The sequence below is a fragment of the Pseudoalteromonas luteoviolacea H33-S genome (assembly GCF_001625695.1).
GTDB classification, from domain to species: Bacteria; Pseudomonadota; Gammaproteobacteria; order Enterobacterales; family Alteromonadaceae; genus Pseudoalteromonas; species Pseudoalteromonas luteoviolacea_B.
On sequence record NZ_AUXY01000096.1, the window covers coordinates 1 to 18,066 of the forward strand.

The 18,066-nt window shown below is 40.3% G+C and carries 11 protein-coding genes; 8 read left to right on the forward strand and 3 right to left on the reverse strand.

Going from position 1 to position 18,066, the window contains the following annotated elements; all coding sequences use genetic code 11:
- Window positions 1-322 precede the first annotated feature (322 nt).
- Entirely contained in the window at window positions 323-2,533 is a 2,211-nt protein-coding gene (locus N477_RS19005; RefSeq protein WP_063362682.1) for a DUF6351 family protein, read from the forward strand.
- A gap of 374 nt (window positions 2,534-2,907) precedes the next feature.
- Window positions 2,908-3,669 carry a hypothetical protein gene (locus N477_RS19010; RefSeq protein ID WP_063362683.1) on the forward strand — a complete coding sequence of 254 codons (762 nt, stop codon included), beginning with the start codon at window positions 2,908-2,910 and terminating at the stop codon, window positions 3,667-3,669.
- Between the two features lie 558 nt (window positions 3,670-4,227).
- Here the strand turns inward: N477_RS19010 and N477_RS19015 are convergent.
- Window positions 4,228-4,455 (reverse strand): hypothetical protein, encoded by a 228-nt coding sequence (locus N477_RS19015; RefSeq protein WP_063362684.1) that lies wholly within the window; start codon window positions 4,453-4,455, stop codon window positions 4,228-4,230.
- Between the two features lie 493 nt (window positions 4,456-4,948).
- Between N477_RS19015 and N477_RS19020 the strand changes: the two genes are divergently transcribed.
- Window positions 4,949-5,386: a hypothetical protein gene (locus tag N477_RS19020; RefSeq protein ID WP_063362685.1), complete on the forward strand. Its 438-nt coding sequence runs from the start codon at window positions 4,949-4,951 to the stop codon at window positions 5,384-5,386.
- A 646-nt stretch (window positions 5,387-6,032) separates the two neighbouring features.
- The gene (locus N477_RS19025; RefSeq protein ID WP_063362686.1) at window positions 6,033-6,659 is read left to right on the forward strand and encodes a LysE family translocator; all 627 of its coding nucleotides are present in this window, start codon (window positions 6,033-6,035) and stop codon (window positions 6,657-6,659) included.
- 36 nt (window positions 6,660-6,695) lie between these two features.
- Here N477_RS19025 and N477_RS19030 read toward each other — a convergent pair whose 3' ends face one another.
- Both N477_RS19030 and N477_RS19035 read right to left on the reverse strand, forming a co-directional pair.
- Window positions 6,696-7,328 (reverse strand): hypothetical protein, encoded by a 633-nt coding sequence (locus N477_RS19030; protein WP_063362687.1) that lies wholly within the window; start codon window positions 7,326-7,328, stop codon window positions 6,696-6,698.
- Between the two features lie 107 nt (window positions 7,329-7,435).
- Window positions 7,436-10,891, reverse strand: coding sequence for a PKD domain-containing protein (locus N477_RS19035; protein WP_063362688.1), 3,456 nt, complete (start codon window positions 10,889-10,891; stop codon window positions 7,436-7,438).
- A 317-nt stretch (window positions 10,892-11,208) separates the two neighbouring features.
- Between N477_RS19035 and N477_RS19040 the strand changes: the two genes are divergently transcribed.
- The 4 genes from N477_RS19040 (at window position 11,209) to N477_RS19055 (ending at window position 18,025) form a co-directional block, all read left to right on the forward strand.
- The gene (locus N477_RS19040) at window positions 11,209-12,249 is read left to right on the forward strand and encodes a S66 family peptidase (protein ID WP_063362689.1); all 1,041 of its coding nucleotides are present in this window, start codon (window positions 11,209-11,211) and stop codon (window positions 12,247-12,249) included.
- A 164-nt stretch (window positions 12,250-12,413) separates the two neighbouring features.
- Window positions 12,414-13,619, forward strand: a complete 1,206-nt coding sequence (locus tag N477_RS19045; protein ID WP_081216513.1) for an ectonucleotide pyrophosphatase/phosphodiesterase — start codon at window positions 12,414-12,416, stop codon at window positions 13,617-13,619.
- Window positions 13,620-13,817: 198 nt separating this feature from the next.
- A complete protein-coding gene (locus N477_RS19050; RefSeq protein ID WP_063362691.1) occupies window positions 13,818-14,897 on the forward strand; it encodes an efflux RND transporter periplasmic adaptor subunit in 1,080 nt (359 codons plus the stop codon).
- Window positions 14,898-14,902: 5 nt separating this feature from the next.
- Window positions 14,903-18,025 carry an efflux RND transporter permease subunit gene (locus N477_RS19055; protein WP_063362692.1) on the forward strand — a complete coding sequence of 1,041 codons (3,123 nt, stop codon included), beginning with the start codon at window positions 14,903-14,905 and terminating at the stop codon, window positions 18,023-18,025.
- Window positions 18,026-18,066: the final 41 nt, after the last annotated feature.

The following is an 18,066-nucleotide window of genomic DNA, read 5'->3' on the forward strand; positions in this document are numbered from 1 at the left end:
CCTATTTGATCAACAAGGCCCGTACCAGATGAAAAAACCGATGGAGTGCAATAATGAGACAGCATCGACCGAATGAAGATCAGCCTTTTATAAATAAAAACTGACTATTTAGCTGCGTTTAATGGCCTGCTTGCAATGTTAATTTTCGTTTTTTGGTCAGGCCATTTTGGATATTAAAATAAGTTTCTCTTCAAGAATAACCATGTAATATCATGTTTTATTTATTGATCTTTTTCAGTTTACCTTAAATAACAAACATATAACAACGTAACTGTCAGACCAACTCTAAACTTAAAGTATCGGTATAGTCATAGAGGTGTGTATGATAAAAAAGCTCATATTGATCTTTTTATTGCTGGTTGGTGCTGGCTTTACGCTTTGGTTATACCAAAATATTACAAATGAAGATCGTCACTTTGCTGTTCAAAACACAGCCAAATCTAAAGATAACTATCTACTTGATCTAAAAGGCCACATTTCTCAAACCAAAAGACCGAATGAGCATTTTTCGTTCCCGATAGCCATTGGTGCAATCGGTCCTTCTGAGAGCTTATACTCAGGCCCAAATCAGTATCCTTTTTACTGCATGTCACGAGACTCAAAGTTAGGCCAACCCGAAGTGGATAATCACGAAGCGCTTGGGGTTCCGGTTTATGATAGCGATAAAGTCATCGGCTACAGCAAAGATTGCGGCGTAAAAACGCGCATTGATTATTATACATTGCACAAAAAAGAAGGCAGTTATATAGCATCAAGGATCACTGATGTAGAAACGGCGAAGCATACTGCACTGCCACTATTTAGAGTAGAGCAAGGAACAATCAATCGCTTTATTTATACCTTGATCATGCCGATAAAAAACTCAGAATTGGGAGATAGGTTAGCTAAAAGCAAATGGAATAAGCGACTTATTTATCAGTTTAATGGGGGATCTGGCATTGGGTTTAGGCAAGGCAGACAAAAAGCTTCTAGGGTTATGACTCGACAAGCACAGCAGTTGCTTGACGGATACGCAGTCATTAGTTCTAGCGGAAATAAAACCAGTTATACCTATAATATGTTGTTAGCTGAAGATACTGCTCGACGTGTTAAAAAACAGTTCACGAGTTTATATGGCAAGCCCCTTTACACTGTTGGCGTGGGTGGTTCTGGTGGTGGACTAGCACAATACTTGATTGCTCAAAATAGTCGAGGAATTCTCGACGGACTAATCCCCTTATACAGCTATCCAGATATGATAACGCAAACGACTTATGCGTTAGATTGTGACTTGTTAAATAACTATTTTACATTCAGGGCTGCCGACAAAAATGCATGGCGAGATTGGGAGAGGCGGCGACTTATTGAGGGGATGAATGCGATCAATGGCTTCCCTCAGAAAGGCGGTTTTTTACAGCCTATAAATCAGTTAATGTCAGGATTTGTGCCTAGTTTTCCAAAGGGAAGCAGTGAGTGCATTAATGGATATTTTGGGTTATCAGCGTTTATTAACAACCCTCAGCAGGGATTTATAAGAGAACACTTTAAAGAGCATGTTGTTGATGAGACTAAATGGAGTTATTGGCAAGATATGTCGCATGTTTTTGGTATCGATAAAAATGGTTTTGGTTTAAGTACTTGGGACAATGTAGGTGTACAGTATGGACTCAATGCGCTTAAAGCAGAAAAAATAACACTTGATGAGTTTTTACATTTAAATGCACATATTGGCGGTTGGAAGCCCCAGCAACAGATGCAACAAGAAGAAATTGTTTTACCATTTGGCCATAAATTACCTATTTGGCTGACCTTGTGGGGGAACCACAATATCACCACTCCAATTGATGAAGTTGCCCCAAGGCATGCCGGCTCGATTAAAGCAATGAATCAAGCCTACAAATCTGGGCAAGTGTTTATTGGTAACATTGACATTCCAGTGATAGATGCACGGCATTATTTAGAAAACGAACTTGATATGCACCATATGTCGGCTTCTTTTTATAGCCGACTTCGTATTCAAGCAGTAAAAGGGCATAGTAATAACCACGTTATATGGGTTGCACATAAAGACTTTGACCCGACAAAACAAGCATTTGAAATGATGGATACATGGCTTTCAAATTTAAAATCTGCACCAAATCAAAGCATCATTTCCGCTAGACCAGAATCTTTACAAGATACATGTTTTAATAAAGACGGAAGTATTTATGGCGCAGGAGCAGGGGTTTTTGATGGACAATGGAATACTCGTGACGAGGGCGTTTGTCAAAGTCGTTTCCCAATGTTTAGTACGAGTAGAATTGAAGCTGGAGGGGGTTGGGACGGTGCTATGTTCAAATGTCCACTGATCTCAGTAAAAAAAGCAATAGAAAGAGGCATGTATGGGAAAGTAAATATAATTGAGCATTTTGAAACTTTACAGCGTATTTTTCCTCAGGGTGTGTGTGATTACGAAGGCAGAGATAGAGGGTTGCCTAATGACTATATTACAAGCCAACCAGATTGGAAAAATGCCCTAAAAGATGTTGAGTTTTTGACTACTAGTAAATATTGAGACTCAACAATACAACTTTAAGATGTTTTTTTTATATATTGTAAGTTCTTTTTGATTACTTTAATGGTCACGCTGTTTTGCAGAGGTATATGTTGGTTTTATATTGCTTTCTTACTTTTGGCTAGAATTTATAAGGTCTTTTGATTTTTGTATTGCTATCAGAACAAATCCATTTTATATTCATAATGTTCCAATAAAGTGAACTAGATTTTTACCTGAACAAGGATGTTCTATTAACCTTTTTTAATTTTTCTCTATTTCTAATAGTTATTTACCAAAAATGCCTTTCTAAATTGTTTTAAAGTGTTAATACCTATTTTAGCATTGCTCAAATCTCTATATGATAGATTGAACCACGGAATATAGGGACACTTATGAATCTTAAAATACTTTCAGTAATTCCTTTATCAATGCTAGCACTGGTTGGGTGCTCAACTGAAACAACGGAATCTAGCAATGTTAAGACGGATGCTATTTGGGCTGATATATATGTCACTTCGCAAGGTGAAGACAGTCGTGTTATTGCTGAGCTAAATGTAAGCTCTCGCAACGGAAATAACATAAAGCTGTCAGACAAGGATAAGCTTCAAGCCACAGCTTCTGGCGCCACTAAAGACTTAAAAATTGATGATAGTTTTTTAGATATTGACTATCGAGCAACTTTTAACATTGCGGATAAAGACACTGATTTTACGGTAACTTTCTCAAGATCAGAAACAAACGATGTTATCAATACAAAGCTTATACTACCTGCACCCTTTACGATAATGACGCCGCAAAAAAATCAGTCATTTGATAAAAATGAAGCTATTGATGTTAATTGGACTGCAGATACCGCAACGGATACCCGGCTAGACGCTGTACTAACTATAAAGTGTAATAATAAAGAAGGAAACGAGCAAAGTATCGTTGAAAACTTTTATGATATTGAAGATGATGGAAACTTAAAAGTTGACTTAGCTGCACTTGAGGGACTTGAGCAAGATTCTTTGAATACAAAACAAGCATGTCAGGGAAGCATACATATTGAGCGGATCAGGTATAGCCCAGTTCCGGAAGAGTATGTAGAGGGTAGTCGTGCAAGAGCGATTCAAGAACGCTATTCGGACGCCTTTGTGATTAGGTTATCACGCTGATTAAAATGCTTTTTTTGCGTGCTTTGGATATGACGGCTTTTATTTACTTGGTATTAATCAAATATAAATCTTCCGTTATATATTAAAATTTTTTCAATTTAGTTCATGTAAGGTTTAGCACATGCATCGTGATTAAACCTTGCATTATTTGATTATTTTAAATTAATTTTTTGATGTTGTGTCGAGTTATAGTTTCTTTTTCAGAGATTTCATCCATTTTTTCTGTAAAAATTATTAATATAAAATGTGTATTTTTCAATGTTTATATTTTTATGTGAGACATTTCTAATTTTAAAGCGTAAATCAAGCATATAGTCAGGCGTACTCTTTAACCTTGAGTATGTCAGGTTCTACTTGCTAGTCTATGGTAAGTGAGTAGTTGAATGCCATAAGCTCTTTTAGATATACGTTTCAGATTCGCATTTTTACTTCATTCTTTCATATAGCTTTACTCTTTGCTCTGTTACTTCGGTTGCTTTTTTATCAAGTTCAAAGGGGGATTTTTCTATTGTTCATAGATGGAACTACCTTTAAGATAAGGTGGTTTAGGTATATAAATCAATGGTTTGTAGGGTGTGTGCGCGGCGTCTTTCGCCATTTTTTTGCAAACTCAGCATTTTCTTCAACATGGGGGATAAGAGTATCTCCACCATGCTCTAATTTACCAGATGGGGAGGAACTTTGAAGCGCTTGTTTGGCGAGTGTTTCAGTTACAGCTTTAGCTGGGATAGTGTTATATGTTTTAGGTTGTATGGCAATACTTTGGGAGCCTGAATGTAATATCATTTTTAACCTTCTTGTATAGATATTTTTTTAAATAAAAGACATACCATAGAGAGTTATGCATATTGTTGCCGTAATCTGGCTTTGATTTTTGTCTTTTGATTAGTTGAGATGTTTTGACGCCTTTGAATTACTTAAACTACCCTTTGTACATTTATAGGGTAAAAAAGAAGTAGACTTGTCTGCATAGTCCAAAAGACAAAAGAAAAGTGAAAGGTAAGTGTAGCTGGTGTCTGGTTATTTCCAGATGATATTGCAAGTGGTGATATGCGACAAAAACGATGAAAAAAAGTAAATTGACCAAATTGCCTAGATTCCCATAAGCTACCTGCCAGCGCTAGAAAAGCCACACTACGCGAATAACTATTTTTGAAGTTGGTTTGCAATTTAAAAACTCAGCTCTTTTCTTGTTAAAAGCTGGTCCTTGGTGACGCATCGAAGGGGTCAAAATGACCCCTTATTTATGGTGAGAGGGTGAGGGAAAAAGGAATTTAATATGGGCGATGAAGCTAAGCAGTTACCACTGCATGTTTATAAAAAGAAAGTCTTTTGGGGTGTCACTGTGATGCCATTTATTGGCGGGCTATCCATTATATTTGGTATAGCAGGCTTGTTGAGTGGCGTTAATATACTTGGTTACCTGATCGTATTTGGAGTCATATACAGTTTAAACTACACAGCTTATGTTAATCACAAGCCTGTAAAGCTTTTTCCAACATTTGCAGAGCTTAAGTTGGTACCTCTTGGAGTGAGGGAGACAATTCAGTACAGTGATATTGAAGTAGTAAAAATAGAGCATAAACATATTGAGATTGCATATAAAAAGAAAAATGAGCCTAAAATAGCAAGTATACCATTAGAACTTTTTGAAAATTCATGTCAGAAACATATGGTTGGTCATTTTCAAGGACTCTCGACTAAAGCGAAAGTATAGTGTTAATACTTGTGCTAATTGCTGAGCAAATCAAAAGTATGCTTATGTTATCCAGTGTTCTATAGTTCTAACTATTTTTTTAAAAAGATGTTTTAGGGAACGATTGGTCTGTTACATCGGATTTTTACCAGAGCATCTGCTATTTTGAACTTTATTATATGCACACATTGTTGTCTAAGACGAATTAACTTACCAATCATTATTGTGTTTTCGTATTGGCTTTTACATCTTCTCTTTTAGGCAGTGCTTTATGATAAACTTAATGAGCTGAACACTAAAATATTGTGTGATAACAGGGTCTAGATTAGAAAATTCTATCTATAATTTATGAGCAAGTTTAGGACGAGTTAACTTAAAAACCTATTCTTATTTAGCTTCAATATATGCACTAGCACATAATTAACCATCCCTCCTCTTGTAACAATTATAGTTACCGTTTGACTGCCCATAGTGAAAAGCTTTCTCAGATGAGAGGGCTTATTGATGTATCTTAATGCAGTGGTTGTAATCAGGTTGTTGCTTAGCGAATATTTGCGAAAAGGTTAAGGCATAACGTATTGCTAAAGTGACCACTGAGAGTAAATTGTTGTTCACAATCCTAGGCTATTTTAGGTAAACTCGCGGCTGAAATTCTGCGGAGGTAAATATGGAATTATCAGCATGGCTGAGTTTAGCGCTAATTTGTACATTGGGCGCTATGTCACCTGGACCAAGCTTGGCAGTGGTGCTCAAGCATAGTATGAACAGTGGCCCAGCTGCCGGAATATCAGCAAGCATTGCCCATGCCTTTGGTGTAGGTAGCTATGCAGCGCTTTCTGTACTTGGTCTCGCAAGCTTGATTGCACAGTTTCCGACTGTTTATACACTACTGTTGTATTTTGGTGCTGCATACTTGGCTTATCTCGGTTTTAAAATATTGACTAGTAAGCCATCAGAGTCAAATGGGAATGAAGCAATAGACAAAGCGACAACCGATTGGGTGTCAGCTGCGAGAGAAGGCTTCACTGTAGCATTCGTGAATCCTAAAACTGCAATATTTTTTGTTGCACTATTTTCACAGTTCATCGATCCAGAAACGATGACATTTACACTCGCTTTCTTGATGTGTTTTACGGTATTCATTATAGATGCAATATGGTTTGTATTTGTGTCAGTTGCTGCATCATCAGCGACAAAGCGTTTTAATTTAGGATCAAAGCAAGGGGTGATTTCCAAAGTCTTGGGTATCGCGTTTCTGTTATTGGCTCTGAGAGTGCTTTATCAAACCGTTTAACTCAGAAGCGTGACTAGCGGCAGGGAATTGCCGCCTTTAGGATTTGATTTTTGAGTTTAAATAATGACTGAGTATGAGCAACTTTAACATTGGGTTTTCCCTTGTATGATGATTAAACTGCAGTGCGATATAGTTTTGATTACGTGCTATTGCACGCTCTATATAGACATGGATATGTAAGTTGTCAGACAGCTCAAGGTATGCATGTTTTTTTGCGAAGTACTTCACATGTTCTGCACCACTCAAAGGGAATGCGGCAACACAGGCCCCTGACAATGATAGACTTTGAACTTGGCAAATAATTTTAGGGTAGGTCAGAGAAAACGTAATTGAGGGGGATGGATAAAAGCGCCAGCTTCTGGGGCATTTGCTTGTATCAACAATGTCTGGAAGCTTGTTTATAAGCGTCAACAGCGTTGTGATTTTATGCTCGTTTATATCATTGTGATATGTCTCTTCTCCCAATAAAATACTGTCGATGCATGATTTCTTTGCAAAGTATTGATTGTGCGCTAAATAAAGCGCGAGGGGCTCTACCAACCATAATTGGTAAATGCGCTTTTTCAGCTGTTCTATGCTGTTATTTTGCTGCAATAAGCTGTCGTTTTCATTTAAGTGGCTTGTTTCTACTTCATGAAGTAGTTTGAGTTCTTCAGGTGTTAGATTCATAGCAAGCAACCATCCATTGCAATTACATAAAATTAAGCAAAATACATACCTGTGATGCATAAAAAAGCGCGACACAGTTGGCCGCGCGCTCATAAGGGGGAGTTTATTTAACGACGCATGCTATCGCTAAATCTAGAGTGATTATCTGGACTGTCATTGTTGGATGAATCAAGAGGGTGTTCTAGTTTAATAACATCGACGTTCCAACCATCATCAAGTATGCTGGTAGGTGTGATAACGTATGCCTCTACTTGGAGCCCTGCACTCGGGGTGACTGCTGTTAGATGGAGTTGTCCAAGTACGACTTTCCATGTGAATGAGCGAGTTTGTCCATTACTGACAAAGTCCGCTGTCCCACCCACTTTAAAATCAACGTAATAGGTGTTGTCACCATTAATTAGGGCAAAGCGCTCATATTCAATTTTATGGCTATCAAAATAGGGTTGCTCACTATTTGATTTGGTGCGAACGACGGCACCAACCTCATCCATGTCTTTCCAGTGAATCACATCAGGGCCTGCTTGATACATAAAGAATGAAATATCGTCAGTATTAAGTTGATTCACTTCAAAAGTCAGCGTTGCTAACCCCGTATCGTTATTATAAACGTATGAGCCATAGTTGATCCCTGGGCCATCTGAGTTTGCCGGGTCGTACTCAGCTTCGAAAAACTTATTGCCAGGCAAAAATACTGACACCCAGACTCGACTGGTTGTGAGAGGGTATTCTACAAATCCGCCCACTCTTGGCTCGTTTTCATCTAACAAGCGCTCAAAGGTAATTGGAGACTCGCCTTCAACCTCCAGGGTCATAGTATTCCCATTCACGGTTGCCTTATGCGCTAAGTTCTCATCAAATCCGTATACGCCATTGGTGTCTACGACTTTGTTCACTAGCAAGGTGCCGGTTGATTCATCCCAGCTCAGAGAGCCAATTTCCAAACCGGCAAAGCCTTGCGGGTCATTGTCAGTTTTGAGCTCCATATGCACCCAAGTGCCATCTCTAATGATGATGACAAATTCTGGTGAGCTAGGTTGATACCAAGCACCATCAATTGCATATTGCATTGGGGCTGGTGGCGTATATATATTTCTAGAAGCGACGTTATTGTCAAAATAAAGATTTCTGACTTCACCTAACTCACAGTTAGTGCCTTGCACATATGCACATACTTTAAGGTAATCTCTATCAAAATCTTGAATCTCTGTAACACCAACGGAGCCCATTTGATCTATTATGAGTTTTCCGTCTGAGATAGAGTAGTCAGCCGTATCCATGTTATTGGTCGTTACAGTCCTTTTTATAGTGCCATCTTCATTTGTTTGAGCAGTAAACTTATTGGTTTGAACCTGCATGTCTTGTATGAAGTACATAGAGCGCTCATTCAACCAAGTATACTCAAATGTATCAACAGTAGAGGCTGTCTTTTTAAACTGTTGTATATAGGAGCTGCTGGATATACTTGAGTTATCTGTAGGGTAGCTTTCTCTCACATACCAAGTATTACCACTTTGAGCAATTACTTCAAGCTGTCGGTTCCAGTTTAATGTGCACATATCAGTAGTAGCACCTTCGGGGCATTGATGTACTAGCGTGAAGTTTGTTGAAGTATTGTAGCTATATGATTTGATATTGAGCGTTCTGCCTGAATGCGACCATGTTTCTGTCGTTTTGAGTAAAAATCTGTAGGATGTGCCGTTAACATAGTTGTCAACAAAGTAACCGTGAGGTTCGGCGACACCTTGGTATGATCTAAATCGGCCAATTACATCATTGTTTGTCAATGTAACCGCTTGCTCAGGGACCATTAGCCCTGAACGTCTTCTGTAAAACTCGGTATCGGTTTTATCTGTGGTTGCCCAGAATTGATAACCTGAGTCTACACGTTTTATCAGCCAGTATTTAAATGCCTTAGCTTCCATTAGGTCTGTTTTATCAAGTGTGAGGGTAAGGAGGTTATCTGTAATTGACCAAGTTAAAGTACGAGATGTGTCGTCAGGCATTTGGGCACTGCCTGTACCATCTTGATTAAATGTTACCTTGCTTGCAAAACTGCCCGATGCAGAATAGTACAGCGCATTAACATACCAGTCTCCGCTAAACTGGCTTTGGGTTGGGGTAATAGTTTGTGTTTTACCAATCATGGACAGCTCATGACTGCGACTTACGTCGCTATTAACTAGCATTTCATTCCCAGTACTGTCCATTGTGTACTCATCACCGATGAACGTAATACTAATAGCTTTGGCAATGGGGTTTTCATCATAGATAGAAAATGAACCGCTTTTGTATCGATAGTGGCAATTATATTTATTGCCACTAGTATCTTTACATTCATAGGTTTTACCCATAATTCCTGACTCAAAAACTAAAGAGACTAAGCCGTTCTCATTCTGTGACCAAGTCATGCCACCACTGGAGTAATCGGCAAAAGTCCCTGTATTGTCCTGATTAAAAGACGCTTCGAAAAAGAGATGTTCGAAGACGTTTGTTGAACCAATTAAGTAGTCTCCGACGATATCCGATTGGCCGCTATCTACTAAGTCACTATCTTCTTTAATGCTATTTTTAGTACTCTCAATTAAGGTCGGGTTTTTATCATTTATGGTATCTGTTAGTTCTGCTACCGCGGCTGGTGTTGATACCAGCTCAAATGTTGAGTTAACCCCTTCAGGCAAACTAAAGGCATTATCGCCTTCACCATCGACCACAATCTTAATTAAAGCAGCGAGCGTAAGTTTTTCGTCGGCATCAATACCTACCAGGGCATTGTTAAGTGATGTTTCACTTTGCGGAGTACCCGCTTCTCGAGTGATCAATGCATATTCAGAAGTTGTCACATTGGTGATGTTCACGCCAAAATTGTCGTCTTTGTTTAGGACGCCATCGTCGCCAGCTTGTGTCTCGATTGATGAAAAGCTAGGGAGCTGAGAATAAAATTCTACTTCAGATTGAGTGCTACCGCCTTTTGCTCTTATTCTAACCAAGTCGTCAACCATGGACTCATCCACATCAAGCTGATAATTATAGGTTCCTGTTTCATCGGCGGATAATTCAAAACTCTGGTCGCCAACAAATATGGTGAGTGCAGCATTGGGGATTGGCTCGTCAGTGACTAGACCTGTAATGGTTACTGACTTCACTATTCTGGTGACGTTTAGGTTAAAGTCTGCACTTGTGGTTGCATTGTCATCATCAGTCACAGTGACTCGCAGTGTCATTGTTGAATCTTCTGAAATATCCGGTGTGGTAAATGTCACTACATTGGTTGTTGAGTTTGATAGTGTCGTCGAGGGACCTGAAACGATTTGCCATGAAAATGAATCAACAGTGCCATCGCTATCAGTTGCTTGCGCCGTGAGGGAGATTTCTTGCTTTTCTTGAATAGAGTTTTCACCACTGATAGTCACCGATGGCGCGGCGTTTTGTGGTGTAGAAGGTGTCGATGGTGTAGAAGGTGTCGATGGTGAGCCACTATCAGAACCTCCTCCTCCACAGCCAGCAATACTAACACCTAGCACCCAAGTTAGTATGAGGTGCATCCTTTTACTTGAATAAAACATGGTTTTTTCCTCCGCAACACACGATACAAACTGTGTAGGGTTTGAGAATATTTATTGGGTTCAGTAAGCATAGTAAACGTGCAGAATTCGTACAGGTTATTTAGTGAACTGGCGCTAAAAATGATGCTGTTTGCAGGGGGGAATACTTATTTGTGTTGCAAGCACGCAACTTGAGCGTCATCAGCATTGAAGCCTTGATAGTTTTGTGCTTTTAGTTGACTTTATGAGCTGACTTGATTAGTTTTAAATTCAACATGTTATGTTGCTAATTAGCAAAACATATTCAATAAAAATATGAAATATAAACAGGAATTTTTATGTTGTACCCAGCGGCCATAAAACCCGGCAACAGAATTGCCATTACTGCTTTTTCTTCAGGTGTACCTAAAGCATGCCATGCTCGATTAGATATTGTGTTAAATGATTTATCTAAACGCGGGTTCCACGTAGTAGAGGGGCAATGTTTGCGTGACAATCAACTACACGTGAGTGCATCTACAGAGCTGCGTGTGGCAGAGCTTATGGCATTTCTACTTGATGATAGTGTTGATGTGATTATGGCGCCATGGGGAGGTGAGGTGGCGATGGAGCTGTTACCGCTTTTAGATTGGCTGCAGTTAGAGAAAGCCCGACCAAAATGGTTACTAGGGTTTTCTGATATTAGCACGGTATTGAGTGCTATCAGCTCTAAGCTTGGCTGGGCAACTTGTCACTGTACGAACTTGATGCAGTTAGCTTTGAATCAGACTGATGATTTAACTGCAAATGTATTTACTCATTTGGCAACCTCAATTGGTTCAGAGTTTAAGCAGATCGCCGCAACACATTATGAGCCTCAGCATGCGGATTATAGTAAACATCCTAATGCCGCATTTAATTTAACAGAGCCGAGCTGTTGGAAAGTACTCAATACAAGTTGTATTGACGCCTCTGATCTTGAGTTTTCAGGACGTTTAGTTGGCGGGTGTTTAGATACACATATGGTGTTATATGGCACAGACTATTTTGCACCTTATAACCGATTGATAAATCAGTTTGAACCAACGATTTATTACTTCGAAAATGGCGAACTTACCCCAACACAGTATTTTCGTGCATTGCAAAGTTTAAAACTCAAAGGTGCATTCAAATATGCCGCTGGCATTTTAATTGGGCGTAATATTGCAGCAGAGGGTAAACGGGGCGAAGGCTATGATGATCTCATGGCTTTAAAACAAGCGCTAGGAGACCTTGAAATACCGATTTTATATGATGTCGATATTAGTCATCAAGCACCTAATTTAACTATTATTAATGGTGCAATGGCCAAAGTTAAGCTTATTAATGGTATGGGGGAGATAACCCAAAAGCTCATTTAATTATCATATTGAACGAGTAAAGATAAAAATATATTAGCGATTTTTTAGTCTTAATGCGCATAATTGGTTATATATCTCAAATGTGCGCTTTTTACCTCATGCCTTTTTAATTTGTCATTTTAAAAAGATAAAATCACAAAAATTTTTTATTTTTGAGGTTTTGGATGGCCTGTTCAAAAAAAACACTGACTGCTATTTTATTTACATTTTTTTCATTTAATACTTTAGCGCAAGAAGACGAGCAAAGTGTTGTACTATTTTCTCTTGATGGCTTTCGCTGGGATTATATTGAAAAGCATGATGCAAAAAACATTGCGATGATAGCTAAAAGCGGCGTACGGGCGAGTCATATGCGCCCTGTTTATCCGACCAAAACATTTCCCAATCATATTTCAATCGTCACAGGTTTATTGCCCTCAAATCATGGCATTATCGACAATTATTTCTGCGATAAGCGTCGTCAAGAATGTTACAAAATGGGCCAAGGTACCAAAGACAGTACTTGGCTAAGTGGTATACCACTTTGGAATTTAGCCGAGATGCAGGGGGTCAAAGCTGCAACGTATTTTTGGCCAGAATCTGAGGCACGTTTTAACGGCAGGACACCCAGTTATTATATGCGTTACGCCAAAAAAGGTAACTATCAAAAGCGCATAGACCAAATTATTGATTGGTTAAAGCTTGAAAAGTCGCAAAGACCAAGATTTGTTGCGGGATACTTTTCATTGGTTGATGATATGGGACATGACTTTGGCCCTGATGCAGCAGAGACTTATCAAGCTGTACAAGAGGTAGATAAGCTAATTGGGCAGTTGTGGAGCAGGCTTAAAACAGAGGTGGATCATGATGTGAATCTGGTGCTGGTATCTGATCATGGCATGGTGTCTGTTGAGCCCGAAAAAACCATTATTTTAGATAAACTTGGCTTTAATTTAGAGCACTTTTATGTCAAAAATGGCGGCACTCGCACACACCTTTACAAAAAAACAAATTCGGAGGTGGATATAACTCGCTTAAAGTTATCTTTGAGCGCGCAAAGTGAAGGCCGCTTTGAAGTGTTAAATAATACAACTTTACAGTCAAGAGGTGTTAAGATTGATGACACAACGGCAGACATCATCATTGAAGCATTTCCACCGTATGCATTTGGCACCCATGAGAAAATCGATTACGTTGGTGCGCACGGATATCCTTACTCAAAAGATTTGGCCGCGACCTTTGTTGCTATCGGACCTGCGTTTAAAAAAGGGGTTAAACTTCCAGAAGTCAATAATTTAGATATTTACCCTACTGTTGCCAGTATTTTAGGACTGAAATTGATGTCCAAGGTGGATGGAGATGGAAAGACATTAGTATCAGCACTGAATTAAGCGTTTTATCAACCGTTAACGTATATAACACGTCGATAATTTATATGTGTGGAGCGGGTTTTTGTAACATGAGTATTACACTCTAAAACCATAATTAGATTATCGTCCGTTAGATTAGTGAGTTTGTCGCAATTTGCGCGTTAGACAAACTCATTCAGTGTATCTTGTTTAAAAACAATTATCATTTGAGGTGTAAAAATGCGTTGTATGCCTGCGTTTGTATCCGTTGTTGCTATGTCCGTATTTGCGGCGTGGTCAGCACCAACTTGGAGTGCGCCAGTAGAAGTCGCGGTTTTTCAAGCCAAGGATCTTCAATATAAAAATAAATTAGCGTTGAGTGGTACTGTTGAGGCATCCCAAAATGCAACCCTTGCTAGCCTAGAAGCAGGCGTAGTGAATGAATTAATGGTAGAAGTAGGTGATGTAGTTAAGCGAGGTCAGGCGTTACTGCGGCTTGATCCAACTTTAGCGAAACTCGAGTTGGAACAAAGTGAAGCGTCCGTGTCGGCTGCAGATGTTGCATTATTGGAGGCAAAACGACAGCTAGAAGAAGTAGAATCGCTGTCTAAAAAGCAGTTTGTTGCGCCAACCTTATTGGCCGAGCGACGTGCTAGTGTGGCTGCCGCTAAAGCTGAGCTTGCAAAAACGAAAGCAAACTTGGCTGTTAATAAAGAGTCATTGAGAAGACAGACGCTATTCGCGCCATTTGAGGGTGTAGTGATGAAGCGTAATGTGGATTTGGGTGAGTGGGTAACCACTCAGACGCATACTTTTACCTTGGTTTCTTCAGAGGATTTAAGGCTTAACGTCGCTGTGCCGCAAGAGTACATTAGCGCTTTTTCAAACAATCAAATTCAATCGCTTAATATTATTCCTGACCACGATCAAAGTAAGCTGCTTAAAGGCCAAGTTCAGGCGGTTGTCCCTGTGATCAATGCGGGGACTCGCAGCTTTGTAGTACATATAGAGGTGCCACAGCAAGCTGGATTTGTCGCTGGTATGTCTGCGCAAGCTGAATTCGAATTACCAAGTACCGGCACTCAGGCTGTTTGGGTGCCAAAGTCGGCCCTTAAATATCATCCGGATGGTGGACTGAGTGTATTTGTTGATAATCAAGGTAGGGCGCAAAGACACACAGTAAGACTATTAGAGCAGCGTGGTGAGCAAGTGCTGATCTCCGCTGTATCAGGAAATAGCAGTGTATTAACCGCACCCATTATTACAACAGCTGTGCAGCTGCTTAAAAATGGCAGTGAAATTTCTGTGAATAAGGGTTAGTTGATATGATTGAAAGCGCCGTAAAGCGTGGCACATTGGTTGCCGTTATCTCTTTAATCATATGTATCTTGGGTTTGGTAACTGCGCTTAAAATTCCCGTACAGATGATCCCTGATCTAGAAGTTCGAACTATTACAGTTCAGACTGGCTGGCCTGGTGCGACACCTCAGGATGTTGAAAAAGAAATCCTTGTGGAGCAGGAGCGATATTTACGTAGTTTGTCTAACTTAAAACGCATGGTGTCATATTCGCAAATGGGGTCGGCGAGAATACAGCTAGAATTTCCATTTGGTGTTGATGTTAACGATGCGCTCATTAGAGTCAACAATGCCTTAAGTCAGGTGCCCGGTTATCCTGAAAACGTAGATCAACCTAGGCTTTATTCTAGTTCGTTCTCTTCTAATGCATTCATGCATTTTGTACTTAAACCTCAGACAGGTAATCCACTTGATCTTGACGTAGATATGTTGCGTGACTTTGCAGAAGATTTTGTTAGACCGCGAATGGAGAGTGTTCAAGGCGTCTCAGAAGTGGGTGTTGGTGGCGGTGCAGCAAGACAAATTCAAATCAATGTTGATCCAAGCCGATTAGCACAGCGTGGCTTGAGTGTGACTGATTTAAGAAGTGCAATTCGAGCGCGTAACCGCGATGCTTCGGCGGGCGATATTGAAAGCGGCCCGAGTCGATATTTATTGCGTATGGTGGGTCGTTTTGAGCAACTCAACGAACTTGAAGATTTAATCATCTCAGAGCAAGATGGGATCACCACTAAGCTTAAAGATGTGGCGGTTATTTCACTCGATCACTTTGAACTTCGTGGCATTTCCTATTCTGACGGTGAGCGTACGCTTAGGTTATCTGTACGTCGTGAAAGCGGCTCAAATGTGATTGATATCAAACAGCAGATGTTACCTGTGATTGAGCAGATTAATCAGGAACTGTTGGCACAAAATGGCCTAGAGCTTATCTTGATGAGTGACGATGTTCAGTATGTTGAAAGCTCACTTAAAAATGTGTGGACTAACTTAGCCTTGGGTGCATTGCTTGCGACCTTAGTGATGTTTTTATTCCTGCGATCAGGGAGGGCTACTTTGGTCGGTGTGATTGGTATTCCTATTTGTACCGTTGCAGCATTTCTTGGTTTAACACTGTTCGATCGTACTATCAACGTGATCTCATTGGCGGGTGTAGCATTTGCAATTGGTATGACGGTAGATAACACCATTGTTGTACTTGAAGCCATTGTGCAAGCGAATAAACGCGGTACCAGTAAGTTACATGCTGCCATTAAAGGGGTGAAGGAAGTTTGGCCTGCGGTATTGGCGTCCACGGCGACGACTGTCTTGGTGTTTGCACCGATTTTATTTGTTGAGCAAGAAGCTGGGCAGCTTTATTCGGACATTGCCATCGCGGTGTCTTCCGCGATTATCGCTTCAATGTTGGTGGCTATTTTCATTGTTCCGACGACACTTGCTAACTTACCTAATCGCAAAGAGGAAGTGAAAACGGTTACCTTGTCAAAGCGTTGGCTGGCTTTGGTGTCTTTTTGTGTTGCATCCAAATCGCGCGCGACCGGTATTACCGTAGGCTTCGTCGTTGTCATTTTAGGGGCGGCTTATGCTTTGATGCCAGCAGCTGAATATTTACCGGAAGGTGAAGAGCCAAAAGCGTTTTCTATGATGATTGCGCCGCCAAGTTACAACCTATCTGAAATGAAAGAGATAGGTGATGAGTTGAGAGTGTATTTTAACGGTCATATCAACGCGCCGAGTGACGCATTTGATAACGGTGAAACGGACATGCCGCCATTGGCATATTACTCTATGTCTGTGTCAATTGGTCGTATTTGGTTTTTAAGTGCACCGACCGACCCTGATAATATCCAAGCGATGATGGATGCCATTACTGCTAAGTTTAGAAGTTATGACAATATGCGTGCGTTCTCGGCAAGGGGTTCAATTATCTCGAGTAATGATGGTGGTACAAGAGCAGTCGCAGTAGATATCGCGGGTAGTAATTTAACCGATTTATATCGCGCAGCTGAGGCTGTTTACGAGCAGGCTCAAGTTACGTTTGATAACCCTCAAATTAACTCAGATCCGCGGGCGCTGAGTCTAGATCAGCCTTTGATTGAAATTAAACCGAAATGGCAAAGGCTGGCTGAACTTGGTATTAGTTCAAATGAGTTTGGCTATACGATTTCATCACTCAGTGATGGCGCTTATGTTGATGAGTTTATTTTGAATGATGACAAAATAGATATGTTTATCTTTAGCCATCAAAAAGAAAAGCAGACCATTGAGCAATTAGCGACGTCACCCATTGTGACACCGTCGGGTGATGTGCTGCCTTTGAGCGCGTTAGCTGATTTGGTTGAGAGTAAAAACAGTGATAGTTTGCGTCGAGTAGACGGCAAAAGAACCGTGACTGTTTATATCATTCCGCCAAGAGATGTGGCTCTGGAAACCGCTGAAGAAATAGTCCGTACTGAGTTACTGCCTACGTTATGGCAGCAAGGTAAAATCGCTCAGGGCACTAAACTGTCTATCAGTGGTGCGGCTGATCAGCTAGAAGCAACTCAAGCGTCGCTATCGAGTAACTTTGTTGTTGCGCTGGTACTGAGCTACTTGCTGCTGGTGGCTATTTTCACACACTGGCGCTACCCGTTGTTTATTCTGGCAACCGTGCCGCTAGGCATGGCTGGTGGCTTACTAGGCTTGATTTCGGTTAACGGCGTCAATGCGTTATTAGCTAACTTTGGTATGACGCCATTCCATCAACCTTTTGACATGATCACCATGCTGGGTTTCTTGATTTTATTAGGTACGGTGGTAAACAACCCAATCTTAATTGTTGATCAAACCCGTAAGTTGATTGTTGACCAAGGGATGGAGGTTGTCACGGCAGTTAAACAAGCCGTAGCGACGCGATTAAAGCCAATTTTGATGTCGACAGCGACCACATTATTTGGTCTTGCACCACTGGTCTTTATTCCTGGCGATGGCACAGAGTTATATCGCGGTGTAGGTATCATTGTACTATGCGGTATCGTGTTCTCGATGTTGCTTAGTTTAACTTTCTTACCAGCTCTGTTGGTCAGTGTGCTAAGTAACAAGCGGGCAAGATAGTGCTACAAAAAGGAGCTTCGGCTCCTTTTTAATGCTTGAAC